This window comes from Lysinibacillus sp. UBA5990 (assembly GCF_002429815.1).
Classification (GTDB): Bacteria; Bacillota; Bacilli; order Bacillales_A; family Planococcaceae; genus Lysinibacillus; species Lysinibacillus fusiformis.
On the sequence record NZ_DJAY01000003.1, the window covers coordinates 247,529 to 271,290 of the forward strand.

Annotated in this window: 24 protein-coding genes and 8 tRNA genes; 29 read left to right on the plus strand and 3 right to left on the minus strand. The window is 37.0% G+C overall.

The window, feature by feature from the left end; all coding sequences use genetic code 11:
• Positions 1–44: 44 nt before the first annotated feature.
• On the minus strand, positions 45–1,205 hold the full coding sequence (locus B3D94_RS02680) for an MFS transporter (RefSeq protein WP_069482834.1): 1,161 nt from the start codon (positions 1,203–1,205) through the stop codon (positions 45–47).
• 335 nt (positions 1,206–1,540) lie between these two features.
• Between B3D94_RS02680 and B3D94_RS02685 the strand changes: the two genes are divergently transcribed.
• Entirely contained in the window at positions 1,541–1,678 is a 138-nt protein-coding gene (locus B3D94_RS02685; protein ID WP_164908744.1) for an Lmo0850 family protein, read from the plus strand.
• A 57-nt stretch (positions 1,679–1,735) separates the two neighbouring features.
• On the opposite strand, the gene B3D94_RS02690 is transcribed toward B3D94_RS02685, so the two are convergent.
• A complete protein-coding gene (locus tag B3D94_RS02690; RefSeq protein ID WP_069482833.1) occupies positions 1,736–2,923 on the minus strand; it encodes an FtsW/RodA/SpoVE family cell cycle protein in 1,188 nt (395 codons plus the stop codon).
• Between the two features lie 341 nt (positions 2,924–3,264).
• On the opposite strand from B3D94_RS02690, the gene B3D94_RS02695 reads away from it, so the two are divergent.
• The 8 genes from B3D94_RS02695 to B3D94_RS02730 all read left to right on the plus strand — a co-directional run bounded on the left by B3D94_RS02695 (position 3,265) and on the right by B3D94_RS02730 (position 11,995).
• Positions 3,265–4,017, plus strand: a complete 753-nt coding sequence (locus tag B3D94_RS02695) for a hypothetical protein (protein ID WP_069482832.1) — start codon at positions 3,265–3,267, stop codon at positions 4,015–4,017.
• Between the two features lie 114 nt (positions 4,018–4,131).
• Positions 4,132–5,211 (plus strand): D-alanine--D-alanine ligase, encoded by a 1,080-nt coding sequence (locus B3D94_RS02700; protein WP_069482831.1) that lies wholly within the window; start codon positions 4,132–4,134, stop codon positions 5,209–5,211.
• Positions 5,212–5,222: 11 nt separating this feature from the next.
• Positions 5,223–6,590, plus strand: coding sequence for a UDP-N-acetylmuramoyl-tripeptide--D-alanyl-D-alanine ligase (locus B3D94_RS02705; RefSeq protein WP_291754378.1), 1,368 nt, complete (start codon positions 5,223–5,225; stop codon positions 6,588–6,590).
• A gap of 78 nt (positions 6,591–6,668) precedes the next feature.
• A complete protein-coding gene (locus tag B3D94_RS02710) occupies positions 6,669–7,361 on the plus strand; it encodes an alpha/beta hydrolase (RefSeq protein ID WP_069482829.1) in 693 nt (230 codons plus the stop codon).
• A 352-nt stretch (positions 7,362–7,713) separates the two neighbouring features.
• On the plus strand, positions 7,714–9,243 hold the full coding sequence (locus B3D94_RS02715) for a DEAD/DEAH box helicase (RefSeq protein ID WP_069482828.1): 1,530 nt from the start codon (positions 7,714–7,716) through the stop codon (positions 9,241–9,243).
• 119 nt (positions 9,244–9,362) lie between these two features.
• Positions 9,363–9,842: a PH domain-containing protein gene (locus B3D94_RS02720; RefSeq protein ID WP_069482827.1), complete on the plus strand. Its 480-nt coding sequence runs from the start codon at positions 9,363–9,365 to the stop codon at positions 9,840–9,842.
• Positions 9,835–11,313, plus strand: coding sequence for a PH domain-containing protein (locus tag B3D94_RS02725; protein WP_069482826.1), 1,479 nt, complete (start codon positions 9,835–9,837; stop codon positions 11,311–11,313). The genes B3D94_RS02720 and B3D94_RS02725 overlap by 8 nt, the downstream gene beginning before the upstream one ends.
• A gap of 106 nt (positions 11,314–11,419) precedes the next feature.
• Positions 11,420–11,995 (plus strand): GNAT family N-acetyltransferase, encoded by a 576-nt coding sequence (locus tag B3D94_RS02730; protein ID WP_069482825.1) that lies wholly within the window; start codon positions 11,420–11,422, stop codon positions 11,993–11,995.
• Between the two features lie 73 nt (positions 11,996–12,068).
• Here B3D94_RS02730 and B3D94_RS02735 read toward each other — a convergent pair whose 3' ends face one another.
• On the minus strand, positions 12,069–12,692 hold the full coding sequence (locus B3D94_RS02735) for a rhomboid family intramembrane serine protease (RefSeq protein ID WP_069482824.1): 624 nt from the start codon (positions 12,690–12,692) through the stop codon (positions 12,069–12,071).
• A gap of 64 nt (positions 12,693–12,756) precedes the next feature.
• Between B3D94_RS02735 and acpS the strand changes: the two genes are divergently transcribed.
• The 20 genes from acpS (at position 12,757) to B3D94_RS02835 (ending at position 23,614) form a co-directional block, all read left to right on the plus strand.
• A complete protein-coding gene (gene acpS, locus B3D94_RS02740; protein ID WP_069482823.1) occupies positions 12,757–13,110 on the plus strand; it encodes a holo-ACP synthase in 354 nt (117 codons plus the stop codon).
• 125 nt (positions 13,111–13,235) lie between these two features.
• Positions 13,236–14,294, plus strand: a complete 1,059-nt coding sequence (locus B3D94_RS02745; protein ID WP_069482822.1) for a LolA family protein — start codon at positions 13,236–13,238, stop codon at positions 14,292–14,294.
• A 191-nt stretch (positions 14,295–14,485) separates the two neighbouring features.
• Positions 14,486–15,607: an alanine racemase gene (alr, locus tag B3D94_RS02750; RefSeq protein ID WP_069482821.1), complete on the plus strand. Its 1,122-nt coding sequence runs from the start codon at positions 14,486–14,488 to the stop codon at positions 15,605–15,607.
• A 291-nt stretch (positions 15,608–15,898) separates the two neighbouring features.
• Positions 15,899–16,162: a hypothetical protein gene (locus tag B3D94_RS02755; RefSeq protein ID WP_036121020.1), complete on the plus strand. Its 264-nt coding sequence runs from the start codon at positions 15,899–15,901 to the stop codon at positions 16,160–16,162.
• Positions 16,163–16,166: 4 nt separating this feature from the next.
• On the plus strand, positions 16,167–16,517 hold the full coding sequence (locus B3D94_RS02760; protein WP_008177055.1) for a type II toxin-antitoxin system PemK/MazF family toxin: 351 nt from the start codon (positions 16,167–16,169) through the stop codon (positions 16,515–16,517).
• 352 nt (positions 16,518–16,869) lie between these two features.
• Positions 16,870–17,271, plus strand: a complete 402-nt coding sequence (locus B3D94_RS02765) for an anti-sigma regulatory factor (protein ID WP_193833228.1) — start codon at positions 16,870–16,872, stop codon at positions 17,269–17,271.
• A gap of 57 nt (positions 17,272–17,328) precedes the next feature.
• The gene (locus tag B3D94_RS02770; RefSeq protein WP_069483434.1) at positions 17,329–18,279 is read left to right on the plus strand and encodes a SpoIIE family protein phosphatase; all 951 of its coding nucleotides are present in this window, start codon (positions 17,329–17,331) and stop codon (positions 18,277–18,279) included.
• Positions 18,280–18,342: 63 nt separating this feature from the next.
• Positions 18,343–18,675, plus strand: coding sequence for an STAS domain-containing protein (locus B3D94_RS02775; RefSeq protein WP_025114281.1), 333 nt, complete (start codon positions 18,343–18,345; stop codon positions 18,673–18,675).
• Positions 18,675–19,145: an anti-sigma B factor RsbW gene (gene rsbW, locus B3D94_RS02780; protein ID WP_008177047.1), complete on the plus strand. Its 471-nt coding sequence runs from the start codon at positions 18,675–18,677 to the stop codon at positions 19,143–19,145. The genes B3D94_RS02775 and rsbW overlap by 1 nt, the downstream gene beginning before the upstream one ends.
• The gene (gene sigB, locus B3D94_RS02785) at positions 19,123–19,908 is read left to right on the plus strand and encodes an RNA polymerase sigma factor SigB (protein WP_069482819.1); all 786 of its coding nucleotides are present in this window, start codon (positions 19,123–19,125) and stop codon (positions 19,906–19,908) included. The genes rsbW and sigB overlap by 23 nt, the downstream gene beginning before the upstream one ends.
• A 143-nt stretch (positions 19,909–20,051) precedes the next feature.
• On the plus strand, positions 20,052–22,223 hold the full coding sequence (locus B3D94_RS02790; RefSeq protein WP_069482818.1) for a Tex family protein: 2,172 nt from the start codon (positions 20,052–20,054) through the stop codon (positions 22,221–22,223).
• A gap of 67 nt (positions 22,224–22,290) precedes the next feature.
• Positions 22,291–22,749, plus strand: coding sequence for a SprT family protein (locus B3D94_RS02795; RefSeq protein ID WP_069482817.1), 459 nt, complete (start codon positions 22,291–22,293; stop codon positions 22,747–22,749).
• Positions 22,750–22,840: 91 nt separating this feature from the next.
• Positions 22,841–22,917: transfer RNA gene (locus B3D94_RS02800), tRNA-Asn, on the plus strand.
• A gap of 1 nt (position 22,918) precedes the next feature.
• Positions 22,919–22,990: transfer RNA gene (locus B3D94_RS02805), tRNA-Glu, on the plus strand.
• Between the two features lie 29 nt (positions 22,991–23,019).
• Positions 23,020–23,095 (plus strand) — tRNA-Asp (locus B3D94_RS02810).
• Positions 23,096–23,100: 5 nt separating this feature from the next.
• Positions 23,101–23,175, plus strand: a tRNA-Gln gene (locus B3D94_RS02815).
• 15 nt (positions 23,176–23,190) lie between these two features.
• Positions 23,191–23,263, plus strand: a tRNA-Lys gene (locus tag B3D94_RS02820).
• 66 nt (positions 23,264–23,329) lie between these two features.
• A tRNA-Leu gene (locus tag B3D94_RS02825) sits at positions 23,330–23,415 on the plus strand.
• A gap of 30 nt (positions 23,416–23,445) precedes the next feature.
• Positions 23,446–23,522, plus strand: a tRNA-Arg gene (locus B3D94_RS02830).
• Positions 23,523–23,540: 18 nt separating this feature from the next.
• Positions 23,541–23,614: transfer RNA gene (locus B3D94_RS02835), tRNA-Gly, on the plus strand.
• Positions 23,615–23,762: the final 148 nt, after the last annotated feature.

Below are 23,762 nucleotides of genomic sequence, written 5' to 3' on the forward strand. Positions count from 1 at the left end.
ATCCGAATTGCCTGTTAATCATTCTATCGTAGCCATGATGAATGTTAATCAAAACGCAACGATTTTTTAGAGGCTTTAAAAATAAAAATTAAGCTAATGGAAAGAATGGCGATTACTGCTGATGTATAGTAACCGAGACTTGCATGCATTGTAAATAACCAGGTGAAAAATAGTGGGCCAAGTATCCGTCCTAGATTATCCATGGAATAAGATAGTCCTGCCGCTGTACCATATTGTCCGCCAGATTCTTTAGAGGATAGCGAAACAACACATGTTCTCGCAAGTGCGTTTCCAGCTGTAAAGACACATAATGCTAGCCCTGCGATAAATAGGTTGGCGGTTAACGTGAATAAAAGCATCCCTACGGCTGTTACAATTTGTGCACCGATTAGCCAAGTTGTCTCACTGCCGTTTTTAATTCGGCGAACGACACCACCTTGTATCGCAGCATCAACAAAACCACTAAACATAAATAAATAACCAATTTGTAATGGTGTAATTTGAATTTTTTCAATTTGGAACAGTTGGAATGTAGCTTCTACACCTGCCAACATAAATGTTACTAAAAACGAAAACATAAATAAGTAACGCACACGGTATCGTAGCATTTTCCCAGCACCTTTTGGCACAATAGCACGTTTATTTGAATCTTTTCGTTTTTCAGGTTCTTTTAAGACGAAACTTGCATAAATAAATAATAGTCCAATTAATATAGCTGATGCGATAAACGGTAATTGCAAGCTATAATGCCCTAGCATTCCACCAATTGCTGGGCCAAAAATAAATCCTAGACCGATGGACATACCCATAAAGCCCATATATTTATTACGTGTCTCCTCGCTAGACATATCTGCAATAAATCCTGTTACAGCCGTATATAAAGCTCCAGAAAATAATCCTCCTACAACGCGGGAAACATATAAAATAGCTAAGTTATCAATAAATAATGAAAAAATAACAAAGCTTAGGCTAAAACCAATTAGTCCCGTTAAGATTAGCTGTTTACGACCTACCTTATCTGATAGCATGCCCCAAAATGGCGCAGTGAAAAAGCTAGCTAATGAATAGACAGTCAGTAAGCCACCGACATGGAGATTATCCCAATTTTGCTGCACAATAACCTCTGGTAAGACTGGGATAATAATACCGAATCCTAGGTAAACGAGGAATTGAACTGACATTAATAATAAAATTGCCTTTTTCATACAGTTCCCTGCTTTCATACAATATTTCAATATGTATATTCTAACCCCGTTGTTCTTGCTATTACAAGAAAACGGAGGGAGAAACATAGATAGGCGACTTTTCTTTTGTTGTGAAATAAAGTAAATGAATAAAATATGGGTGTTTAGGTTAGTTTATAAATGTTTGGTGGTGAACATGGCAGGGTATAAAAAAATTACAATGTCACAAAAAAGAAAAATTTCAAAGCAAAGTTAAATGGTATGATAAACTTGTCAGACATCATACTCATAGAAAAATGAAACTTTTTTGCCAATTAAACGTTATATAAAATCGAGGAAAGATTGAGGTGGAATGTATGAGGAAAGAAGTAGATTTGAAAAAGATTGTTTCGAATTTATCTAAGTTGGGTGTAACAGCCACTGTAACAAAGTCTCGACTAGAACTTTTAAAAGTGCTAACACCACCAACGCAGACACCGCAAGTTCAAGCTTAACTCGTTTAAAATAGAAAAAGGGAAGTCTCTGTAATAGAGGCTTCCCTTTTTCTATTTTTATTCATCTTCATCATGTGTAGTAAACATGTAAGTCCGATAGTGGAATCTCATACTAAAGACAAGTCCGATAGCTAGAGCATTCCCCATTAATGAACTACCACCATAGCTAATGAATGGAAGTGGAATACCGGTAATCGGTAATAATTGAATCGTCATTCCTATATTCTCGAACACATGGAATGTAATCATAGCGATAATACCAGCACAAACATATGTTGAAAATGGATCTTTCAATAAAAGAGTAGTTTTTGTTAAATGATAAATTAGTAGGAAGAAAATACAAATAACAATACTTGCCCCAATAAAGCCCCATTCCTCACCGATTACAGTGAAAATGAAATCGGTATGGTTCTCTGCTACATATACTTCTCGGTTTCGAAAGCCCTTACCGAAAATTTCACCTGATCCAATAGCATTAAGTGATGTGATTAAATGGTAACCATCACTGGAAGAATAGGAGTAGGGATCGAGCCAAGAATAGATTCGAGCGAATTGATACGTTTTAAAACCGAATGTTTTCTCTAAGAAATCTTGCATATAGAGAGCCATCCATAGTAATGAACCACCTGCTACTATGCCACCTAAAAATGTAGGTAATATTATTTTCCATGAAATACCTGCTACAATAATAAGGGCAGCGGTAATGGCAAAGAATACAAGTGCTGAACCAAGGTCTGGTTGTTTCATAATAATAGCTAATGGAACGAAAAGGGTTAAACCGATTTTTCCTAATAATAAGAAGTCTGTTTTTAATGATCTTAATGAGTAGACTTCATGGTGCTTACTAATTAATCGTGCCAGTGCTAAGATGTAGAATGTTTTCATAAACTCTGAAGGCTGAATGTTTCCAAGCGGTGTATGGTACCAGCTTTTTGCCCCATTGACTGGTGCACCGATTTGGCCTTCTCCTTCAGGCATAAAAATAAGCAGTACCAATAAGGCAATCCCTGCTCCATACATATACCATGACATTTTTTTATATTGATCTGGCTCAAAAAACATCACTATGCCAATAATTACTGCACCAATTACATACCATTGCATTTGTTTTGGAACGTAGTTAATGCCATATTGACCGGATGTTTGGGCAGATGCAATAGCTAACAAACTAATGACTAGAAAAGTGAAAAGAATAAAAGCAAGGGTCCAGTCAAAACGATTTGCGAAATTTCGTTTATTTTCCATAAAATCCACCTAAATTAAAATAGTATCTCAATATGAGTAAATATAATGCGTTTCTCCCATTTTCGTTTATAATGTTGAAAGAATAAGCAAATGCAAAATCAGAAAGAATGAATGTCTACTGATAAGATTGCAATTTGCTTTGAACGTTGTCAATGGAACTTTTAAGCAAATATATTTTAACTCATTGAGTAATCGAAAACCTGTATGCAAATGCATGTTTAACATTCCTATTATAACGCAAAAAACACTTTTATGCCTGCGTATATAGTTGTGACGACAATTAACATAAAATGTTTCAAAAAAATCGAGTTTAGTCTTATAATGTAGTGAAGAATGGGGTGATGGTTGTGGCTAAAAAATTAAAGTCAGCTGATGATTTTATGTATCATATTTATGTTCATATGAATGATGTCGAAAAATTTGTCATTTTTAGCGGGTTGAAATTCTCTCAATTTGCGGCTTCGCTTGAACCACTGCATCACTTACTTTTATTAAAACATTCCTATGAAGACGGTTCTTTTAATATGCATACACAATTTGAATATGTATTGGATGAAGAGGTACCCCATTTTGTAAAAAAATCGGCTGAGTCCAAGGAATTATGTTGGGTCGATTTTATGGATGAGAAGAGGCTAGACCATCTAACGCCGATGGAACAAGGGGAATTGCTTTACATAAGTCATAAAAAAGAACCGATTACATCTGCATTTTTTAACAAATTGCAAAATAGATTCGTCTATTATTCTTCAGATTTAGAAAAAATGACAAAAATTTATTTCCGACATTTAAGTGATTCGGATTTATTGGTGGCAAATGTTTTTAATAGTTTAATTCGAGAAAAGGAACGTAGCTCTGGATTTTGGCGTCGAAAAGTAAAATCGAGTATCCCTACCATTTCACCTGATTTCTTACGTTCTTATCGATCCTTTGCTAAAGACGGTGCATTATTATCGTTGTATCGTATTGAAAAACCAAAAGTGGCTTATGGGATAGAAGTTCGCAATCTGTCAGAATATTCTTTTCCTGATGAAGTTTGGGACGATTTAAATACCATTTTGAAAACTGAGCACGATGAATTGATTTATATTATTTAACGAAATATACACTCAAATCTCACCGTCGAAAATTACGGTGGGATTTTTATGTCATTTGTCAAGACGTTTCGTGATAAACTAATAGTACTCAAGAAGTATGTGGAGGGCACAAAAATGAAAAAAAGAATCGGTTTATTATACGGCGGAAAGTCAGCGGAGCATGAGGTATCATTATCGACAGCTCGTGCAGTCACTGGTGCTTTGAATTTCGAGGAGTATGAAGTATATCCGATTTTCATAACATCTGAAGGAGAATGGCGACGCGGAGATCGTTTAGAAAAGCCTGTAAGTACTATCCAAGAACTACAATTTGGTGATAATACTACAATTTTAGAAAATAATATTACTGATTTTTTAATCGATGAACATGGCAATTCAGTGCAGTTCGATGTTATTTTCCCATTGCTACATGGAACAAATGGTGAGGATGGAACCGTGCAAGGTTTACTAGAAGTTCTAAATCTGCCCTATGTAGGAAATGGGGTTTTAGCATCTTCTGCTGGTATGGATAAAGTGGTTATGAAGCAATTATTCGAGATTGCTGGTTTACCACAAGTGCCCTATACGTACTTTGTTCGCAGTGAGTGGAAGAATGAACAACAAGCTATCATTGAACGCTGTGAAGAAAGATTGACTTGGCCAATGTTTGTGAAACCTGCAAATTTAGGATCTAGTGTTGGGATTAGCAAAGCAACAAACCGTGATGAATTAAAAAAAGCAATTGAGGTTGCCTTACAATACGATCGTAAAATTGTTGTCGAGCAAGGTATTATCGCTCGAGAAATTGAACTTGCCGTCTTAGGAAATGATTATCCGGAAGTTTCGGTACCAGGTGAAATTAAACCTGTTACAGAGTTTTATGACTATGATTCTAAGTACAAGGATGGCTCCACAGCACTGATTATTCCAGCTGAGCTACCAGAGGAAACAGAATCAAGCTTAAAAGATCTGGCAAAACGGGCTTTTAAGGCGATTGATGGTAGCGGCTTAGTTCGTGCCGACTTTTTTGTAACAGCTGATCATAGCGTTTACATTAATGAAGTAAATACACTGCCTGGCTTCACGCCAGTAAGTATGTATCCACTACTTTGGCAACATACAAATGTAAGCTATCCAGAGCTAATTAATCGTTTGATTACGTTAGCCATTGAACGTTTCGAAGAAAAACAACAGCTTCACTATAAAAAAGACTGAGTGGGATTATTGTGAAAAAAACATTAAAACAATTAGCTGCATGGTTAAATGAGGATATGTCGGCTTACGATGATACGGTTGTATCAGGAATTTCCATTGATACAAGAACGATTCAACAGGGGGATTTATTTGTACCATTTCGTGGTGAGCAAACAAATGGACACCGGTTCGTTGCTCAGGCAATTGAAAAAGGTGCAATTGCTTCTCTCTGGCAAAAGGATGAACCTAATCCGCCCAAAGGTGTACCTTTATTGTTTGTGGATGATCCAGAAATAGCTTTGCAGGAAATGGCACGAGCTTATCGGAAGGAACATAAAGCTAAATTTATTGGTATTACAGGCTCTAACGGTAAAACATCAACAAAAGATATTATAGCGGGTACACTCGCACCGTTTTTTAAAGTTCAAAAAACAATTGGGAATTTTAATAATCAACTTGGTTTACCGATTACCATTTTACAGCTTGATGAAGAAACAGAGGTAGCTGTCCTTGAAATGGGAATGAGTGGATTCGGGGAAATTGAATTTTTAACAAAGCTTGCTCAGCCACATATGACAGTTATTACAAATATTGGTGAGGCCCATATGCAGGACTTAGGGTCCCGTGCAGGTATCGCACAGGCAAAGTTTGAGATTATTCAAGGAATGCAGCCGGACGGCCTATTATTCTATGATGGAGATGAACCATTGCTACAGGAATTAGTGGCTAAGGAACAGCATTTAAATGCTGTAGCGTTTGGATTAGAGCCATATAACCTTTTATACGCTGATCATATTCATGCTAATGCTAATGGTAGTAGCTTTACTACACACGGTACGATAGAGGGTGACTTCTTTATTTCCGTACTTGGAAAGCATCAAGTAAAAAATACTTTGGTTGCCATGTTAATTTCTCATCAACTAGGTTTAAATAATGAGCAAATTCGTACATCCTTAGAGCATGTAGTATTAACAGATATGCGGATGCAACAAGTACAAGGTACAAATGGTGCGTTATTTATTAATGATGCTTATAATGCTGCACCAACCTCTGTAAAAGCGGCAATCCAATTTATCGCTACTTCAACTATTCGACCTGAAAAATGGCTTGTATTAGGGGATATGCTAGAACTTGGGCCAGATGAAAAACGTTTCCACGAAGGGCTAGCGGAGGATATAGATGAGCAAGAAATTGATTACGTTTGTCTATTTGGACCTCGAATGACTCATCTTCATAAAGTATTAAAAGAGCACTTTGAAGCAGAACGATTGTTATATGCCGAAGATGACTATACGGCTATTATTGAAAAACTAAAACTTGCTAATGAGTCATCTATTGTTTTACTGAAGGGTTCCCGTGGTATGAAATTAGAGACAATTTTACAAGCTTTTACGTCATAGTTTTCAGTGAATCGGTGGGATAAAATGCTCACCGATTCACTTATTTAAGAGGTTTCTTTGTTAAACGAGGTGAGGGATTTGTCAATAGGTGTACTATGTATACATGGGTTTTCAGGTGGTCCCTATGAGATGGAGCCGTTTACAACATACTTACGGATGCATACAGATTGGCTCATTGTAGAACCAACATTATCGGGGCATGGTGAAGACTTGCATATGGATGGATTTACTGCAAAGCACTGGTTAATGGATGCAGAGCTAGCCATACGGTTATTAGCTAAAAAAGTAGATGAGATCATCGTTGTTGGATTTTCAATGGGGGGCATTATAGCTTTATATTTGGCGAAACGTTATAAGGTAAAAAAGCTAGTATTATTGAGTGCTGCTGCAAAATATATTAGTCCCAAGCAACTAGTCATTGATTTCAAACTGCTTGCTACAGATGCATATCATCATAATTTAACGAATAATGAGCTGTTTTTACGTTATCGACATAAGTTTAATAATGTGCCATTAGCTTCAACAATTGAATTTATGAAATTGGTTCGAATTGTGGAACCGTATTATCAGCATATCCAAATTCCTGTCTTTATTGTGCAAGGGAAACAGGATGGAATTGTGCCATTTAACACAGCACAATTTCTTTATGATGAATTGGCTTCTGCTGATAAAATTTTGTATTTTTCTGATAATGGAAGGCATCATATATGTCTTGAGGAAGATTGCTCCGATTGGTTTCCGCGGGTTTTGCTGTTTTTAAAGAATACTTGAAGTAGTCAGATTATTACGACTCATGCGTTATCGTTGCATACGTATTAAAGCCATGTTAGACTAGTGTAAGCAATGGATACATTTTGTGCGAAGACTCTTCATATTTGGTTGAAGAGTACTTTTTTTTGAACACAACGGTTTTATTCTAAAGTGAATAATTACGACAGAATCGAACCGCTCGGTAAAGACCGGGCTTTCCTTTTCATATAAGAGAGCTCTATATGAACGATCATGTAGAGAGAATTTTTAAGTAACGGAAACGTTCCACTACACAGGCTCGAATTTGCCGACAACTTCATCTGAAAATGTAACCATTTGTCAACTTAAAAGGAAAAAAAGGAGATTGAGAAGTTTGACAAATTTTTCAGAATTAAATATTAGCGAATCTACATTACGCTCTGTAAAGCGTATGGGATTTGAAGAAGCAACACCAATCCAAGAAGGTACTATTCGTTTTGCTATTGAAGGCCGCGATGTATTAGGTCAAGCGCAAACGGGTACTGGTAAAACTGCCGCATTCGGGATTCCACTAATTGAAAAAATTGACCCAAAAAACCCTAATATCCAAGCATTGGTTATTGCTCCAACTCGTGAATTAGCTATTCAAGTATCTGAAGAGCTTTACAAGATTGGCTATGATAAACGTGTGAAATTATTATCAGTTTACGGTGGACAAGAAATTGGCCGTCAAATCCGTGCACTGAAAAATAGACCTCAAATCATTGTTGGTACGCCAGGACGTATTATTGACCATATTAATCGTCGTACGTTAAAATTAGAAGATGTGCAAACATTAGTACTGGATGAAGCAGATGAAATGTTAAATATGGGCTTTATCGATGATATTAATTCCATCCTAGAAAACGTTCCAACTGAACGTCAAACACTTCTGTTCTCAGCAACAATGCCGCCAGCAATTCGTAAAATTGCGGAGACATTTATGCGTGATCCAGAAATCGTAAAAATTAAAGCAAAAGAATTAACTGTTGATAATATTGATCAATATTTCGTGAAATCTGCTGAACGTGAAAAATTCGATGTTTTATCTCGTTTATTAAATGTTCACCAACCAGAACTTGCTATTATCTTTGGCCGTACAAAACGTCGTGTAGATGAGCTAGCACAAGCTTTATCAATTCGTGGCTACCTTGCTGAAGGTATTCATGGTGATTTAAGCCAAGCTAAGCGAATTTCTGTATTGCGTCAATTTAAAGAAAATAAAATTGATATCCTTGTTGCGACGGATGTAGCGGCACGTGGTCTTGATATTTCTGGTGTCACACATGTATACAACTTTGATATACCGCAAGACCCTGAATCTTATGTTCACCGTATTGGTCGTACTGGTCGTGCAGGTAAGTCAGGTCTTGCTGTTACGTTTGTAACGCCACGTGAAATGGGTTACTTACGTATCGTAGAAGAAACTACGAAAAAACGTATGACTCCACTTCGTCCGCCAACAACAGATGAAGCATTAGTAGGTCAACAACGATTAGCTCTTGATACTCTTGAAGGTCTAATTGCTAATAACAACTTAGGTGATTACCGTACACTTGCGTCAGAATTACTTGATAATCATGAGGCAATTGATGTTGTAGCAGCTGCTCTTCGCTCATTAACGAAAGAGCCAGATGATACACCGGTAACAATTTCAGAAGAACGTCCATTACCAATGCGTCGTGAACGCTCTAGCAGTAATCGTGGCGGTGGTGATCGTGGTCGCGGTGGTAATAATCGTAACTACGGTGGACGTCGTGATTCTCGTGGTGGAGATCGCCGTAATAGTAGCAGTCGTCGTGAAGGTGGTCGCCGTGAGGGAGGCCGTCGTGAAGGTGGACAAGGTCAAGGTCGTTCTCGTTCTCCTCGACGCCACGAAGATTAATTTTCGTAAGTGTTTAAACCTTGCAGTCATACTGGCTGTAAGGTTTTTTTTCGTTTATAGTTGAAACAAAACGGTCATTAATTCCGTATAACCTAATATAGAAAAGAGGGGGGACGACAATGAGAGCTCAACCAGTGCATCAAATTTCCCGTAAAGGGTTAACTGTATGGCGTTTATATGGTGTCATACAAACAGTGGTGCTATTAATTGCAGCAGTGATCGTAAGCTGTGGTACTTATTATTTTGAATGGCCAACGTTTATTTACTACATAGCTGGAGCAATTGTAGTATTAAGTGCTGTACTATCAGTTCTTATTTTTCCTAAAATTAGATGGGAACGATGGCGATATGAGGTACGGGAACATGAAATTGAAGTTCAACATGGCCTATTTGTAGTAAAACGTACGCTCATACCAATGGTTCGTGTTCAACATGTTGATACGACACAGGGACCGATTTTAAAGAAATATGATTTAGGTAACATCTCCATATCAACGGCAGCAACCGTACATACAATTCCTGCACTTATCATGGACGAAGCAGATTCACTTCGTGCTCGTATCTCTGAATTAGCAAGGGTGGCGGAAGATGATGTCTAAGGAGATTAATCGTTTACATCCTATATCAGCAGTAATTACGAGCGTCAAGGCATTAAAAAGTATGATATTACCTATTGCGATCATTATCATAACGAATGGCTTTAATTTTTCATTAAATTTCCGTAGTGATCATTTTTTTGATACCATTTTACTCTTCGGTGTATGGGGAGTAGCCGCACTCCTTGCATTGATTGGGGGCATTATAAAATGGCGGACATTTGTTTATTGGTTTGAGGATGGAGAACTCCGTATCAAATATGGATTGTTTGTTAAAAAAAAGCGTTATATTCCGTTTGAACGTATTCAAAGTTTGAACTATAATGAAGGAATTTTTCACCGTATTTTTGGATTAGTCAAAGTTCAGGTAGAAACAGCAGGGAGTAAAGGTGGCAAGCCGGAAGTAGAACTTACTGCAATTCGTAAAGAAGCGGCGGATGTTATTGAATTAGAAATGCGTCGTGTCAAAAATGAAGGTGTAAACCAACAACATGCTGAACAGACGGAGGTCGTAGACGATTCAATTTCAATTTCTGCGCCAACTATTTACCAGATGTCCATACGTGACTTATTAGTGTTAGCCACAACTTCTGGTGGGATTGGTGTTGTGTTATCTGGTCTTGCTGCTATCGCCTCTCAGTTTTCAGATATTATTCCTTATGAAACTGTTTTCCATGAGTTGGCTGATTTTGTGAAAGTCGGGGCCTTTATAATAGCGATATCGGTTATGTTAATTTTAATAGTAGCCTGGGTTGTTTCTGTCCTTATTACCCTGATTAATTACTATGATTATACAGTCCGTATCGAAGAAGATAAGCTGATCATAACTAAAGGACTTTTAGAGAAAAAGCGTATAACTTTACCATTAAACCGAATCCAAGCTATTCGTATTGTTGAAAATCCAGTGCGTCAATTAACAGGATTTGCAACGGTTGTTGTTGAGAGTGCTGGAGGTAATGGTGAAGAGGGGAAGGATAAAAAAATCACCTTATTTCCACTCATTAAGAAACAAGATTGTATGCAGACATTAGAGGATCTTTTCCCAGATATGAATTGGAATCCTTCCTTTACTCGATCACCTAAAAAAGCAAGGCCTTTCTTTTATCGCATAGATTTTATTTGGCTTGTCCCTATTATTGGTGCATGTAGTTATTTCTTCTATCCGTATGGTTTATTGTCATTGCTATTAATTCCATTAACGATACTACTAGGGGTTTGGCAGCATAAAACAGCAGGCTATCAAATTGATGGAAAACAACTGGCTTTACAATATAGAGTATTCAGTCGAATAACATTGATAGTGGAGAAAAAACGTATACAATCGATGGGAAGTACACAATCGTATTTTCAAAAAAGAAAAAACGTTATGTCTATAAAAGCGACTGTCATGTCCGGAGCATCCGGTACAACGGGTAGTGTTTCAAGTTTGGAACAACAAGATGCTGAAACGATATTATCTTGGTATGACCATTAAATGCACAGCTAATTCTTTCAATTTTATGGAAGGATTAGCTTTTTTACATACAAATATTTGGTAATGGGTTTATAATAAAATAAATAGAACAAAAGGGGTGGGGACTATGTTTAAATATGATATTAATGAAGACGCTTATTTGAAATTATTGGATTTAAGTGATGTTCATGATTTATTTGCATTGACTGATCGTTCAAGGGATACATTACGTGAATGGTTACCTTTTGTAGATGGTGTTCAAACAGTTAAAGATACAGAGGCATTTGTAAAAAAGGCTATGCAACAATACGCTGATAACGATGGGATACAGGCAGGAATTTACTATGATGGACAGCTCGCAGGTGTCATTGGGTATCATCAAATCAACTGGCAGCATAAATGGACAAGTATTGGCTATTGGTTAGGGAATGAGTTTGTAGGCAAAGGGCTTGTAACAAATTCAATGAAAGCATTAATTGATTATGCCTTTCATTATTTGAAGCTACATCGTATAGAAGTACGGGTAGCAGTTGGAAATATTTGCAGCCGTACGATTCCAAAAGTGTTGGGCTTTCATGAAGAAGGGCGATTAAGGGATGCGGAGTGGCTGTATGATCATCATGTAGACCAAGTGGTTTATGGTATAACGGCAGCTGAATGGAAAAAAATCAAGATGACCAATGAAGCTACGGTCGCCTTGTAAAAAGGGGGTTCGTATAAAGAGGAGCAGCGCCATGGGATCTAATTATAACCCATGGTGCTGCTCCTCTCTTAAATTATGGTCTACCCGACATTTTTTGTTTGCGCCAACTTAAAATTCTTTTTGGATGTAAATAAATGAGCCCTAGAATGAATCCAGTTACTAGCCCACCTAAATGTGCAAAAACGTTTACATTCGGTTGAAGAAAAGTCATAATGACACTGATAATGATGATTGGTAAAATAAGCTTACGAAGCATTGGCATTGTTCTGCGGGTATAATACACTAATGCCCCAAAAGCACCAAAAATTCCAAAAATAGCCCCACTTGCACCAAGACTCGCATAACTACTATCATAGAATATGTAGGTTGCCATGTTGCCTACAATACCGGATACTAAATAAATTGTAATAAAACGGGCTTTACCTGCAATCTTTTCAAGCTCTGGTCCAAAGAGATATAAGGAAAACATATTAAAAAACATATGCATAAATCCTGCATGTAAAAACATAGCAGAGAATACACGCCACCACTCACCTTTTTGAACCAGGAAATTCGCTTGAATTCCGTAATTCCACAAAAGAGTTCCTACACCGGGTAAAAGAGACAATACATAAAGAATTAAATTGATTGCTATTAACGTTGACACAACAGGGTAATACTTTGTATATTGCTTAAAATTTTCTGTTCTACTAAACATGGCTCCACCTCAATTTACAATTATTATACATGCCTTGTTGGAAATAGGTAAAGGAGAAGGTAACATGATTAAGGGAATTGGTCTTGATATTGTAGAAATGGACCGTATTGAAAAAGCGATGAAGCGTACAGATAAATTTAAAGACCGCATATTAACAACAAGGGAAAAAAAATTATTTGATGGTTACTCAGAAACTCGTAAAATAGAATTTTTAGCAGGACGATTTGCTGCGAAAGAAGCATTTTCGAAAGCGATGGGTACTGGCATTGGGGAACAATGTAAACTTCATGATATGGAGATATTACGGGGAGAGGCTGGAAATCCTGTTTTATATTTTAAGGAGGAACTTGCCAATGGTTTTGTTAGTATTACGCATTCCAAGCAATATGCAGCTGCTCAAGTAATCTTATTAGAATAGGAATGAAGTTGTCTAAAAAGGTTGGCCAGTAAATTTAAATATATTGCCTTTTCTACAAATGACATAACTGACAAATACGGTTCATATATTGTCGTAGTGGATTTGAAAGAAGAAAGGGTGAAAGCGTGGGCAACCGAATAGTTAAATGGCTCGTCTTATTTTGTACGATATTACTTCTGTCGGCATGTGGTGCAGCCTCACAGGAAAAAGTGTTGAAGAAAGTGAATGGTAAATGGGGAGAGACAAATGGCTATGAATTAAATGCTACGATGGAGATTAAATCTGGTGGGGAGCCTAGAAATTATAATGTAACAGTATGGCATACTAAACCTGATTTCTATCGGGTAGAAGTTATGGAAAGTGGAAAAGATGTTTCTCAAATGATTGTGCGAAATGCGGATGGCGTATTTGTTGTGACACCAACATTAAACAAAATGTATAAATTCCAAAGTGATTGGCCAAAGAAGAATAGTCAAGCTTATCTAATAGGAGCTCTAGCAGAAGATTTAGCAGAAGATAAAAATCTTGTCATGAAAGAGGAAGAAAAAGCATATATATTTGAAGCGGCTACTAGAAATAGCTATAAAAACAGTATGCCTCATCAAGTAATTACAGTAGATAAGAAAACTTTACTACCTACTTCTGTTGTCATTATGAATGATGTGAAAGAAGAACAAATTCGAATTACATTTAAGAAAATTAAATTAGGTGTGCAGCATGCTGCCAAAGAGTATGCAGTTGAGCAATTTACAGATAAAGATAACACTAAAGGTGAACAAGCTACACCAGCAGAGAAAGATGGTAACGAAGACAAAGATGACAAAGAAGCAGTTGGTGCAGAGGTAGAGTATCAAGAGTTCCAAACTAGCTACCCAGTATTGAATTGGGCACAATTGGCGAATGAAAAAGTCGTTCAAGAAAGTGGTATGGAACGCGTTATCCTAACATTTGAAGGAGAAAAAGCCTTTACAGTTATGCAACAGCCAGTGACAAAGGAAAACTCTATGTTACCAGTATCTTCGCCTGGTGATCCAGTTGATTTAGGATTTACAATAGGTGCGATTACAGATACTTCGATTAGTTGGGAAAAAGATGGTGTTGAATTCTTTGTAGCTTCCAGTAAACTAACGCGTGAAGAAATGATTGAAGTTGCTACATCCATGACGATAGGTAGTATGAAGTAACTTTTCTGCTACAGCTTTCTAGTCCAGGAAAGCTGTAGCTTATTGACAATATAAAAATTCCTGGGTTAGAAAATTAAATGATTATCTTTGAAGTAAAAGTTTCAGGACTAATAAACGCATAATTGTACAAGCTATATAAAAATATGTATGTAATACATAATGTTTTAATTAAAAATAAAGAGGGTATTCTTATGAAGACACAGCAATATTTTCGACCAACGAAAGCAATGATAAATTTACAAGCAATCCAACAAAACGTCAAAAATTTAAAAAAATTTATACGACCTAATGTTCAAATAATTGCTGTTGTAAAGGCGAATGCATATGGTCATGGAGATGTAGCCGTAGCACAGGCAGCTCTTGAGGCTGGTGCCACAATACTTGCAGTGGCAACGCCTGATGAAGCATTACATATTCGAGCACATTTTGAAGAACCAGACATATTAATATTAGGTGCATCTCCAGTTTCCTTTGCTCCTTTCGCAGCTCAACAGCGTATTATGCTTACTGTGTATGGAATTGAGTGGGTACGGCAAGTAGCACCACTTATAGCGAATGAAGCCCTTCCTTTACAACTACATATAAAAATAGATAGTGGTATGGGTAGAATTGGCATTCGCTCTGAGCAGGATTTGTTAGCATTGTATCAAACAATTGAGTCTACTGATAATGTAGAGTTGAACGGAATATTTACGCACTTTGCAACAGCAGATGAGAAAGATACAACGTATTTTGATCAGCAAGTACAATTTTTTGAAAGCTGTTTAGCAGCATTGCCAATAAAACCGCCACTTGTTCATGCATCTAATACAGCAGCTTCATTAGTAAAGGATTCTAACTTGCAGTATGATGCTGTTAGATATGGGATTTCGATGTATGGTTTATCACCGTCCTCCTATGTGGAGAGTATCTTACCTTTTGCCTTACATCCTGCATTTTCACTCGAAAGTGAACTTGTTCATGTGAAGGAAATAAAAAAAGGTGAATCTGTAGGCTATGGAGCTACATATGTTGCGCCAACTGATATGTGGATTGGAACGATTCCCATAGGCTACGCAGATGGTGTTATTCGTAAGTTAGGTGGACAAGAGGCTTTAATTGATGGACAGAGAATGCCGATTGTTGGACGAATTTGTATGGACCAATGTATGGTTGCCCTACCAAAAGCATATGCTATAGGTGAGAAGGTAACACTTATTGGCCAACAAGGACAGAATAGGATTTCTATCGATGAATGGGCAACTAAGCTTGAAACCATTAATTATGAAATACCATGCATGATCACAGCAAGAGTTCCTAGAATATACTTTTAATGAACACACTTATGCCAATATATTTTAGCTTTCAATTTATGCCAGTATGAAGAATTTGGTTAATTAATAAGCACTGGAGAACTTATTTCTTTTCCAAATGGTAGATGAAACATAATTGGTAATAAGTTGCAATAATAATTATTCGTCATATACCTTCGACAGCCAACATATTTTTACAATTTGTACTTCAAATTGTCAGATATTTTGTCATTTCATGTCTTTTCAACAATATCTTTCAATGATAGAATGGGAAGTAATGAAAAGTGTATGGTTCCGTTGGAGGTGCTTGCTGTGTACGAAAAAAAGTTAAGAGAAGCTACAATTGCTGTTCAAGACAGACTATTTCTACAAACAAAGGAAGTAATTGAAGGTGAATCTTTTGTGCGTTCTTTAGCGCGCAAAAATTTAATGCAGGAGCAACCAAATCAAATACGGGAAGCTATGATTAAAGGATATGTTGAAATGTCTCATATTAATTTAATGATCGCGAGTGAATGCTTGCATGCAGAATATGAAGCACAACATATGGTGGAGCGTCTCGTAAGCGGGGGATGACACTTTGAATGTAAAACGTGGTGACGTTTTTTTTGCAGATTTATCACCGGTAGTAGGCTCTGAACAAGGGGGTACTAGGCCGGTGCTGATTATTCAAAATGATATTGGCAATCGATTTAGTCCGACTGTCATCATCGCGGCTATCACTGCACAGATTCAAAAGGCAAAGTTACCGACACACGTTGAAATCAATGCTGAAAAGTATGGTTTTGAACGTGATTCGGTTATTTTGCTAGAACAAGTGCGGACAATTGATAAGTCAAGATTAACAGATCGTATTACACAACTTGACCATGCTGTGATGGAAAAAGTTGATGGTGCGTTGATGATTAGTTTAGGTCTGGTTAAATTTTGATATACATATATGTATAGAAAGCATCGAGATAACTGATATCTCGATGCTTTTTTGTCTTTTCTATTCCTTCAGTTATTTTGTATAATTTGAAATTCTTATGTCATTCCAACATAGGAAATATGTTGAAATGTTTAAGTTAGCAAAAATCTCATCATCATTATGCTAAGACGTATTTGATAAATAATAAAAAAAGATTTAAGATATACACAAGATTTTTAATAAAAATAGATTATTGAAAAAATTCTTAAAGGTATATGAAGATATACATAGAATATTCCATTTATAAATTCTATATAGTTTGTGTGTAGTATGTCGATTAAAAGTAAAAGGGTAAGGGAATGGGGGGACAGCAGTGACAAGTAAGTCTTCGGTTGAAATTATTACAGAGGGGGATATTATTGCAGCAAGACAACTGGGGCGTAATGAGGCAAAGGCACTTGGATTTGGCACTGTTGATCAAGCTCGTATAACCACAGCTATTAGTGAATTAGCAAGAAATATTTATTTATATGCAAGTATAGGTATGATTGAAATTGAAAGAATTGAGACAAATACTGAAAAGAAAATAGTAGTTATTGCAACTGATCAAGGACCTGGAATTAAGGATATTCGTAAAGTAACAGAGGATGGTTATTCTACTTCGGGAGGGCTAGGTGCTGGCCTTCCAGGGGTTAAGCGATTGATGGACAGCTTACACATCCAATCTGTCATTGGAGAGGGTACAACAATAAGGACCGAAAAATGGCTGCGTTAGGACGTGAAGAAATTGAAACAATTAGAAGCTCAGTATAAAAAAATATTGTCAGATTTTATGTTGAATCAAACAGAAAAAAATTTATATATTGCTCAAAATTTCACACGTCAATTAATTCAAAAAAGTATAGCCCCGGAGGATGTTGTTAGTATTCATAAAAATGCTGTAGAAGCAATATTTCCTAATCGAATGGGTGAATCGCAGCCGGCATATGATTTTCTTATTGAAGTTATGGTGCATTATGGTATGGCACATCGAGAGCATCAAAGTTTACTTCAAAAACAGGCTGAGTATGAATTGGAAATGAGAATTGCGACTAACATTCAAAAGACCTTATTAAAGTCATATGTGCCCAAGCTACAAAGTATTGATATAGGAATGATTTCTATTCCTATTCGTAAAATGAATGGTGATTATGTTCATTTTTTTCATGATGGAGAAGAGTATTTAAGTATGGCAGTAACAGATGTTGTAGGAAAGGGAGTACCTGCTGCCTTATGTATGTCTATGGTTAAATATGGACTTGAGACATTGGGTTATGCCTATAAAGATCCTTCATATGTTTTAGAAGTTATTAATAGGGTAATAGAAAAAGGTGTTGATGATAGTATGTTTGTTTCTATGTTCTACGGCTGCTTAGATATTCGCCAAAACATATTTTCCTATGCTTCTGCAGGACATGAGCCGGCTTTGCATTATAGAGCCAAGCAAGATGAATTTGTTTCTTTAGAAGCTAAAGGCTTATTACTAGGAGTGTTGTCCGAAACCAAATATACTTTTCATGAACTTGTTTTAGAAGAAAATGATTTGATCATCATGATGACCGATGGAGTAACAGAATTTAGAGGGCAGGATGACTTAAATTCAAGAGAAATTATTTCAGCACTCATAAAAGAAAATAAGTATTTATCAGCTCAACAATTGTGTCTGCTTCTATATAGAGAGATAGAGAAAGTACAGAATTTTAAATTGACCGATGATTTTACTGTAGTTATTTTAAAAAAATAGGTTTAGGTTTTAATGAAACAGGGAACAGAAAATAGTCTAACAAATATGGTGGAGGTGTGCTATATGGACGTTACAATACATTTTAAAGAAATTGATCATAAATTATTTGGCTTTGTTGAAGGTGAAATTGATACGTTTACGGCATCAGGATTACGTGAAGAATTGGAAGCTGTAAAAATTACAGAAGGATTGGAAATTGAACTTGATTTATCAAAGGTAAATTACATGGATAGTACAGGGCTCGGGATTTTTGTTGCCTTTTATAAAAGAACATTACGTGAAAATGGCAAAGTGAAGCTCGTTGGTTTATCGACTAGATTACAAAGATTGTTTGAAATTACAGGACTGAGTGATTTGATGGATATCGAAACTGATAAAAAGGTGGAATTAAGATAATGAAGGAATTTGACTATATTGAAATTAGAGTTCCTGCTAAACCGCAATTTGTCAGTGTTATTCGGTTAACTGTCTCTGGCTTAGCAAGCAGGATTGGTTTTAATTATGATGATATCGAAGACTTAAAAATTGCTGCAAGTGAGGCTGTCACTAATGTCGTGCATCACGCTTATAAAGAAGATGAAGAAGGTGAAATCGTCATCGGATGTGCGTTATACGACAATAAAATGGAATTGATGATTGCTGACTACGGTAATAGTTTTAATTTTGAGGAGATTAAGACTAAGATTGGACCGTACCATCCTGAGGAAAATATTGCAGGGCTAAGAGAAGGTGGGTTAGGACTTTATTTAATGGAAACTTTGATGGATGAGGTGATGATCAATAACGATGGTGGCGTAACTGTCTTTATGACAAAGTATGTCACTAGGGAGCAGGTGGAAAAAAATGTCGAAAGAATCACTACATAAATCTTCATCCAAGGAAGATGTATTAAAGTGGATTGAATTGTACCAATCAACGGAGGATGATGAAGCGCAAACGAATTTAGTGATTCATTATCGGTATCTAGTTGAGTCAATAGCACGCAAATATTCGAATGGTAAATCTTATTATGATGATATTGTTCAAGTAGGGATGCTGGGTTTATTAGGTGCAATCAGACGTTTTGATCCAAATGTTGGCCGTAGTTTTGAAGCATTTGCTGTACCAACAATTGTTGGAGAAATCAAGCGCTTTTTACGTGATAAAACATGGGATGTTCATGTGCCTAGACGCATAAAAGAAATAGGGCCGAGAATCAAATCAACAGTGGAGGCGCTGACTACTGAATTGCAGCGTTCTCCATCCATTCAAGAAATTGCCGAGCGTTTAGAGGTAGCGGAGGAAGAAGTATTAGAGGCTATGGAAATGAGCCGTAGTTATCAAGCTCTTTCTATGGATCATTCAATAGAGTCAGACTCAGATGGTAGCACCGTTACACTATTCGATATTTTGGGTAGGGAAGACGATGGCTATGAAATGACTGATAAACGAATGATTGTTTCAGAGGCAATGGTTGTTTTGAATGAAAGAGAAAAACAAATCATTCAGCTTACATATTTAGAGCAACTAAGTCAAAAAGAAGCTGGAGAACAATTAGGAATTTCTCAAATGCATGTATCTAGAATACAAAGAAAAGCAATCAAGAAATTACAAGAGGCTATTCTAGCAAGTGGCAGTATGTCGCTCTAATCCATCAATGGGTGTGCTGTGAATCATACTAAACACCTTTTAAATGTTTGAAAATAGTCTACTCATATTCGTTTGAGTAGACTATTTTTTTGCATTTTTAGTAAAGTGTAATGGTAAAATGAAAAGAAAAAGGTAGTGATGATGTGGAACAAAAGCAAATGTTACAGCTCATTGCAAAAGATGTAGCGGTTAAACCAGGGCAAGTTGATGCTGTTATTAAATTATTAGAAGAGGGAAATACAGTTCCGTTTATTGCGCGTTATCGAAAAGAAGTGACGGGATCTTTGGATGAGGTGCAAATTAAAGCTGTAGAGGATCGTTATCACTACATACAGCAGCTCGAACAGCGTAAAGAAGAGGTTATTCGATTAATCCAAGAGCAAGAAAAGCTTACACCAGAATTAGAAAAATCTATTCTTTCAGCAACAGTTCTACAGCGTGTAGAGGATTTATATAGACCTTACAAGCAAAAGCGACGTACTAAGGCTACCATTGCAAAAGAAAAGGGCTTAGAACCGCTGGCAGATCTTTTAGTAGCTTTTAGTCACGATACATTAGAGCAACTAGCTATTAAATTTGTCGATAATGATCAAGTAGCCAATGCTGAAGACGCGTTAGCAGGAGCGAGAGATATTTTAGCAGAACGCTTTGCTGATGATGCTGCTATTCGTGAGAAAATTCGTACGTATTCATTGAAAGATGGCGTACTTGTAACGAGTGTGAAAAATGCAGAAATAGACGAGAAAAATGTATTTGAAATGTACTACGAGTATGAGGAACCTGTTAATCGAATTGTTCCGCATCGTATTTTAGCGATAAATCGTGGGGAAAAAGAAGATGTTTTAAAAGTTTCGATTCATGTTCCGATGGATCGCGTATTGATGATCATGTGGAAAGAATGGATACCAGCAACGGGAACATCTCCTGCTATTGCTGAAGTGAAGCTAGCTATCGAGGATTCGTACAAGCGTTTAATTCAACCTTCTATAGAAAGAGAAATACGTAATGAGCTTACTGAAAAAGCAGAAACTCAGGCTATTCATATTTTCTCTGCAAACTTACGTAATCTACTATTACAGCCGCCTATGAAAGGCAAATATGTCTTGGGTGTTGACCCAGCTTATCGTACAGGTTGTAAATTAGCAGTTGTTGATGAAACTGGGAAAATGCTAGAGGTTACCGCTATTTATCCACATCCACCTAAACCAGATGTGGCAAAATCGAAAGCTGTTGTAAAAGCAATCTTAGCAAAATACCCAATAAGTATAATTGCTATTGGTAATGGGACAGCCTCCCGTGAAACAGAACAATTCATTGTTGATGTATTAAACGAGCTAAGTACTGACATAGCCTACGTTATTGTGAATGAAGCGGGAGCATCTGTGTACTCAGCATCGGATATTGCTCGGACTGAATTCCCTGATTTACAGGTTGAGCAACGAAGTGCCGTGTCAATTGCCCGACGTTTACAAGATCCTTTATCAGAGCTGGTGAAGATTGAACCAAAAGCAGTTGGAGTGGGGCAGTATCAGCATGATGTATCTCAAAAAAAATTAAATGAATCATTAACATTTATAGTAGAAACAGCTGTTAACCAAGTGGGTGTTGATGTAAACACGGCCTCTTCATCACTTTTACAATACGTTTCTGGTTTATCTAAAACAGTTGCAGAGAATATCGTGAAGGTTCGAGAAGAAAATGGTCAATTCACTACCCGTGTGCAATTAAAGAAAATTCCAAGATTAGGTGCGAAAACTTATGAACAAGCCATTGGTTTCTTACGTATCTCAGAGGCGAAAAATCCATTTGATGCTACTGGTATCCACCCTGAAAGCTATCATCTTGCAGAACAGATTTTAGCAGAGGCAAAGATCGATAAAAAAGAACTTGGAACGAAGAAAGCAGAAGAAGCTATTGCTGCTTTGGATATTCAACAATTAAGTGGGGTACTAGAGATTGGTGTTGTAACAATTCAAGATATTGTAGATACTTTGATGAAGCCAAGCCGTGATCCACGTGATGCGTTCCCACAGCCATTGCTGAAAACAGATGTATTGAAAATGGAAGATTTAAAAGTTGGTATGGAGCTACAGGGAACTGTGCGAAATGTAGTAGACTTTGGAGCTTTTGTTGATATTGGTGTGAAGCAAGATGGACTTGTGCATATTTCAAAACTTCAAAATAAACGTATTAAACATCCATTAGAAGTTGTGGCGTTAGGAGATATTGTAACAGTTTGGGTAGAACAGATTGATGTTAGTAAAGGGCGGATTTCTTTAACAATGCTCCCTCCTAAAAATCAATTAATAGATTGAGTAATAAATTTTTACCACGCTGTGCATACTACACAGTGTGGTATTCTTGTTGTTGGGGGTGATTAAGTTGGACAATGAGGAACTACAACAGCTTGTATGTCGAATTTCTTTGGAAAAGTTTCAAAAGCCATTTATACACCAGGCTTACTTTAATGGAAGATTACGTTCAACGGGCGGTCGATATCTTTTACAAACGCACAATATTGAGATCAATCCAAAAGCCTTTGAGTTATATGGTATTAAAGAAATTCAAGGCATTGTACTTCATGAACTGTGTCATTACCATTTACATATTGAAGGTAAGGGATATCAGCATCGGGATAAAGAATTCAGGGAACTATTAAAAAAAGTAAAGGCACCTCGTTTCTGTTCAGCGTTACATAGTTCTAGATCATCTATAAAAAAACAACGACGCTACACATATACATGTATTAATTGCCAGCAATTATATGTAAGAAAAATTAAAATGAATGTTGAAAAGTACTGTTGTAGCAAGTGTTTGGGCAGGCTTAAATTATTAGAGTAAAAAAATATAAAAAAAAGATTGACGTATTGTTGAGTTATCCCTATAATAGTAAAAGTCGACAAGATAACGACGACAATATAACACTCATTATTCCGAAGTAGCTCAGTTGGTAGTAGCACCTGACTGTTAATCAGGTTGTCGCAGGTTCGAGTCCTGCCTTCGGAGCCATGGCCCCTTGGTCAAGTGGTTAAGACACCGCCCTTTCACGGCGGTAACACGGGTTCGAATCCCGTAGGGGTCATTTTCATAATTTACTTTGCTAATAATATTGGTCCCGTGGTGTAGCGGTTAACATGCCTGCCTGTCACGCAGGAGATCGCCGGTTCGATCCCGGTCGGGACCGCCACTTATTGGGGTATAGCCAAGCGGTAAGGCAACGGATTTTGATTCCGTCATGCCTAGGTTCGAATCCTAGTACCCCAGCCATTCATTTCTTAATTTGAGCCATTAGCTCAGTTGGTAGAGCATCTGACTTTTAATCAGAGGGTCGAAGGTTCGAGTCCTTCATGGCTCATCTCTTTTAAGAAAAACGTTGACTTTCTATTGACGTATAGTATAATAAGAAAGTTACTAATCGAATGCGGTCGTGGCGGAACGGCAGACGCGCTAGGTTGAGGGCCTAGTGGGGGCAACCCCGTGGAGGTTCAAGTCCTCTCGGCCGCACCAAAGTCAATTACAAAGTCAACTATTTTATATGCGCCCGTAGCTCAATTGGATAGAGCGTCTGACTACGGATCAGAAGGTTGTGGGTTCGACTCCTGCCGGGCGCGCCATATTTTTATTAAAATAATGCGGGTGTAGTTTAATGGTAAAACCTCAGCCTTCCAAGCTGATGTCGTGAGTTCGATTCTCATCACCCGCTCCAAAAAAAGTGTTGACAACCTATTGGTTGTTTGATAAGATTGAATAGTTGTCTGATTCGACAATGTTATGAACCTTGAAAACTGAACAAGCAAAACGTAATCAATAAAGTTTTTAGTAGCTAGCCTCGCTAGTGAACAAAACAAAATTTT

Coding starts and splice junctions, on each gene's coding strand:
- sigB (WP_069482819.1), top strand. CDS start 19,123: ATGTCGAAAGAATCACTACATAAATCTTCATCCAAGGAAGATGTATTA.
- B3D94_RS02700 (WP_069482831.1), top strand. CDS start 4,132: ATGAAAAAAAGAATCGGTTTATTATACGGCGGAAAGTCAGCGGAGCAT.
- B3D94_RS02695 (WP_069482832.1), top strand. CDS start 3,265: ATGGTTGTGGCTAAAAAATTAAAGTCAGCTGATGATTTTATGTATCAT.
- B3D94_RS02720 (WP_069482827.1), top strand. CDS start 9,363: ATGAGAGCTCAACCAGTGCATCAAATTTCCCGTAAAGGGTTAACTGTA.
- rsbW (WP_008177047.1), top strand. CDS start 18,675: ATGAAGGAATTTGACTATATTGAAATTAGAGTTCCTGCTAAACCGCAA.
- alr (WP_069482821.1), top strand. CDS start 14,486: ATGAAGACACAGCAATATTTTCGACCAACGAAAGCAATGATAAATTTA.
- B3D94_RS02730 (WP_069482825.1), top strand. CDS start 11,420: ATGTTTAAATATGATATTAATGAAGACGCTTATTTGAAATTATTGGAT.
- B3D94_RS02725 (WP_069482826.1), top strand. CDS start 9,835: ATGTCTAAGGAGATTAATCGTTTACATCCTATATCAGCAGTAATTACG.
- B3D94_RS02775 (WP_025114281.1), top strand. CDS start 18,343: ATGGACGTTACAATACATTTTAAAGAAATTGATCATAAATTATTTGGC.
- B3D94_RS02680 (WP_069482834.1), bottom strand. CDS start 1,205: ATGAAAAAGGCAATTTTATTATTAATGTCAGTTCAATTCCTCGTTTAC.
- B3D94_RS02690 (WP_069482833.1), bottom strand. CDS start 2,923: ATGGAAAATAAACGAAATTTCGCAAATCGTTTTGACTGGACCCTTGCT.
- B3D94_RS02770 (WP_069483434.1), top strand. CDS start 17,329: ATGTTGAATCAAACAGAAAAAAATTTATATATTGCTCAAAATTTCACA.
- acpS (WP_069482823.1), top strand. CDS start 12,757: ATGATTAAGGGAATTGGTCTTGATATTGTAGAAATGGACCGTATTGAA.
- B3D94_RS02685 (WP_164908744.1), top strand. CDS start 1,541: ATGAGGAAAGAAGTAGATTTGAAAAAGATTGTTTCGAATTTATCTAAG.
- B3D94_RS02735 (WP_069482824.1), bottom strand. CDS start 12,692: ATGTTTAGTAGAACAGAAAATTTTAAGCAATATACAAAGTATTACCCT.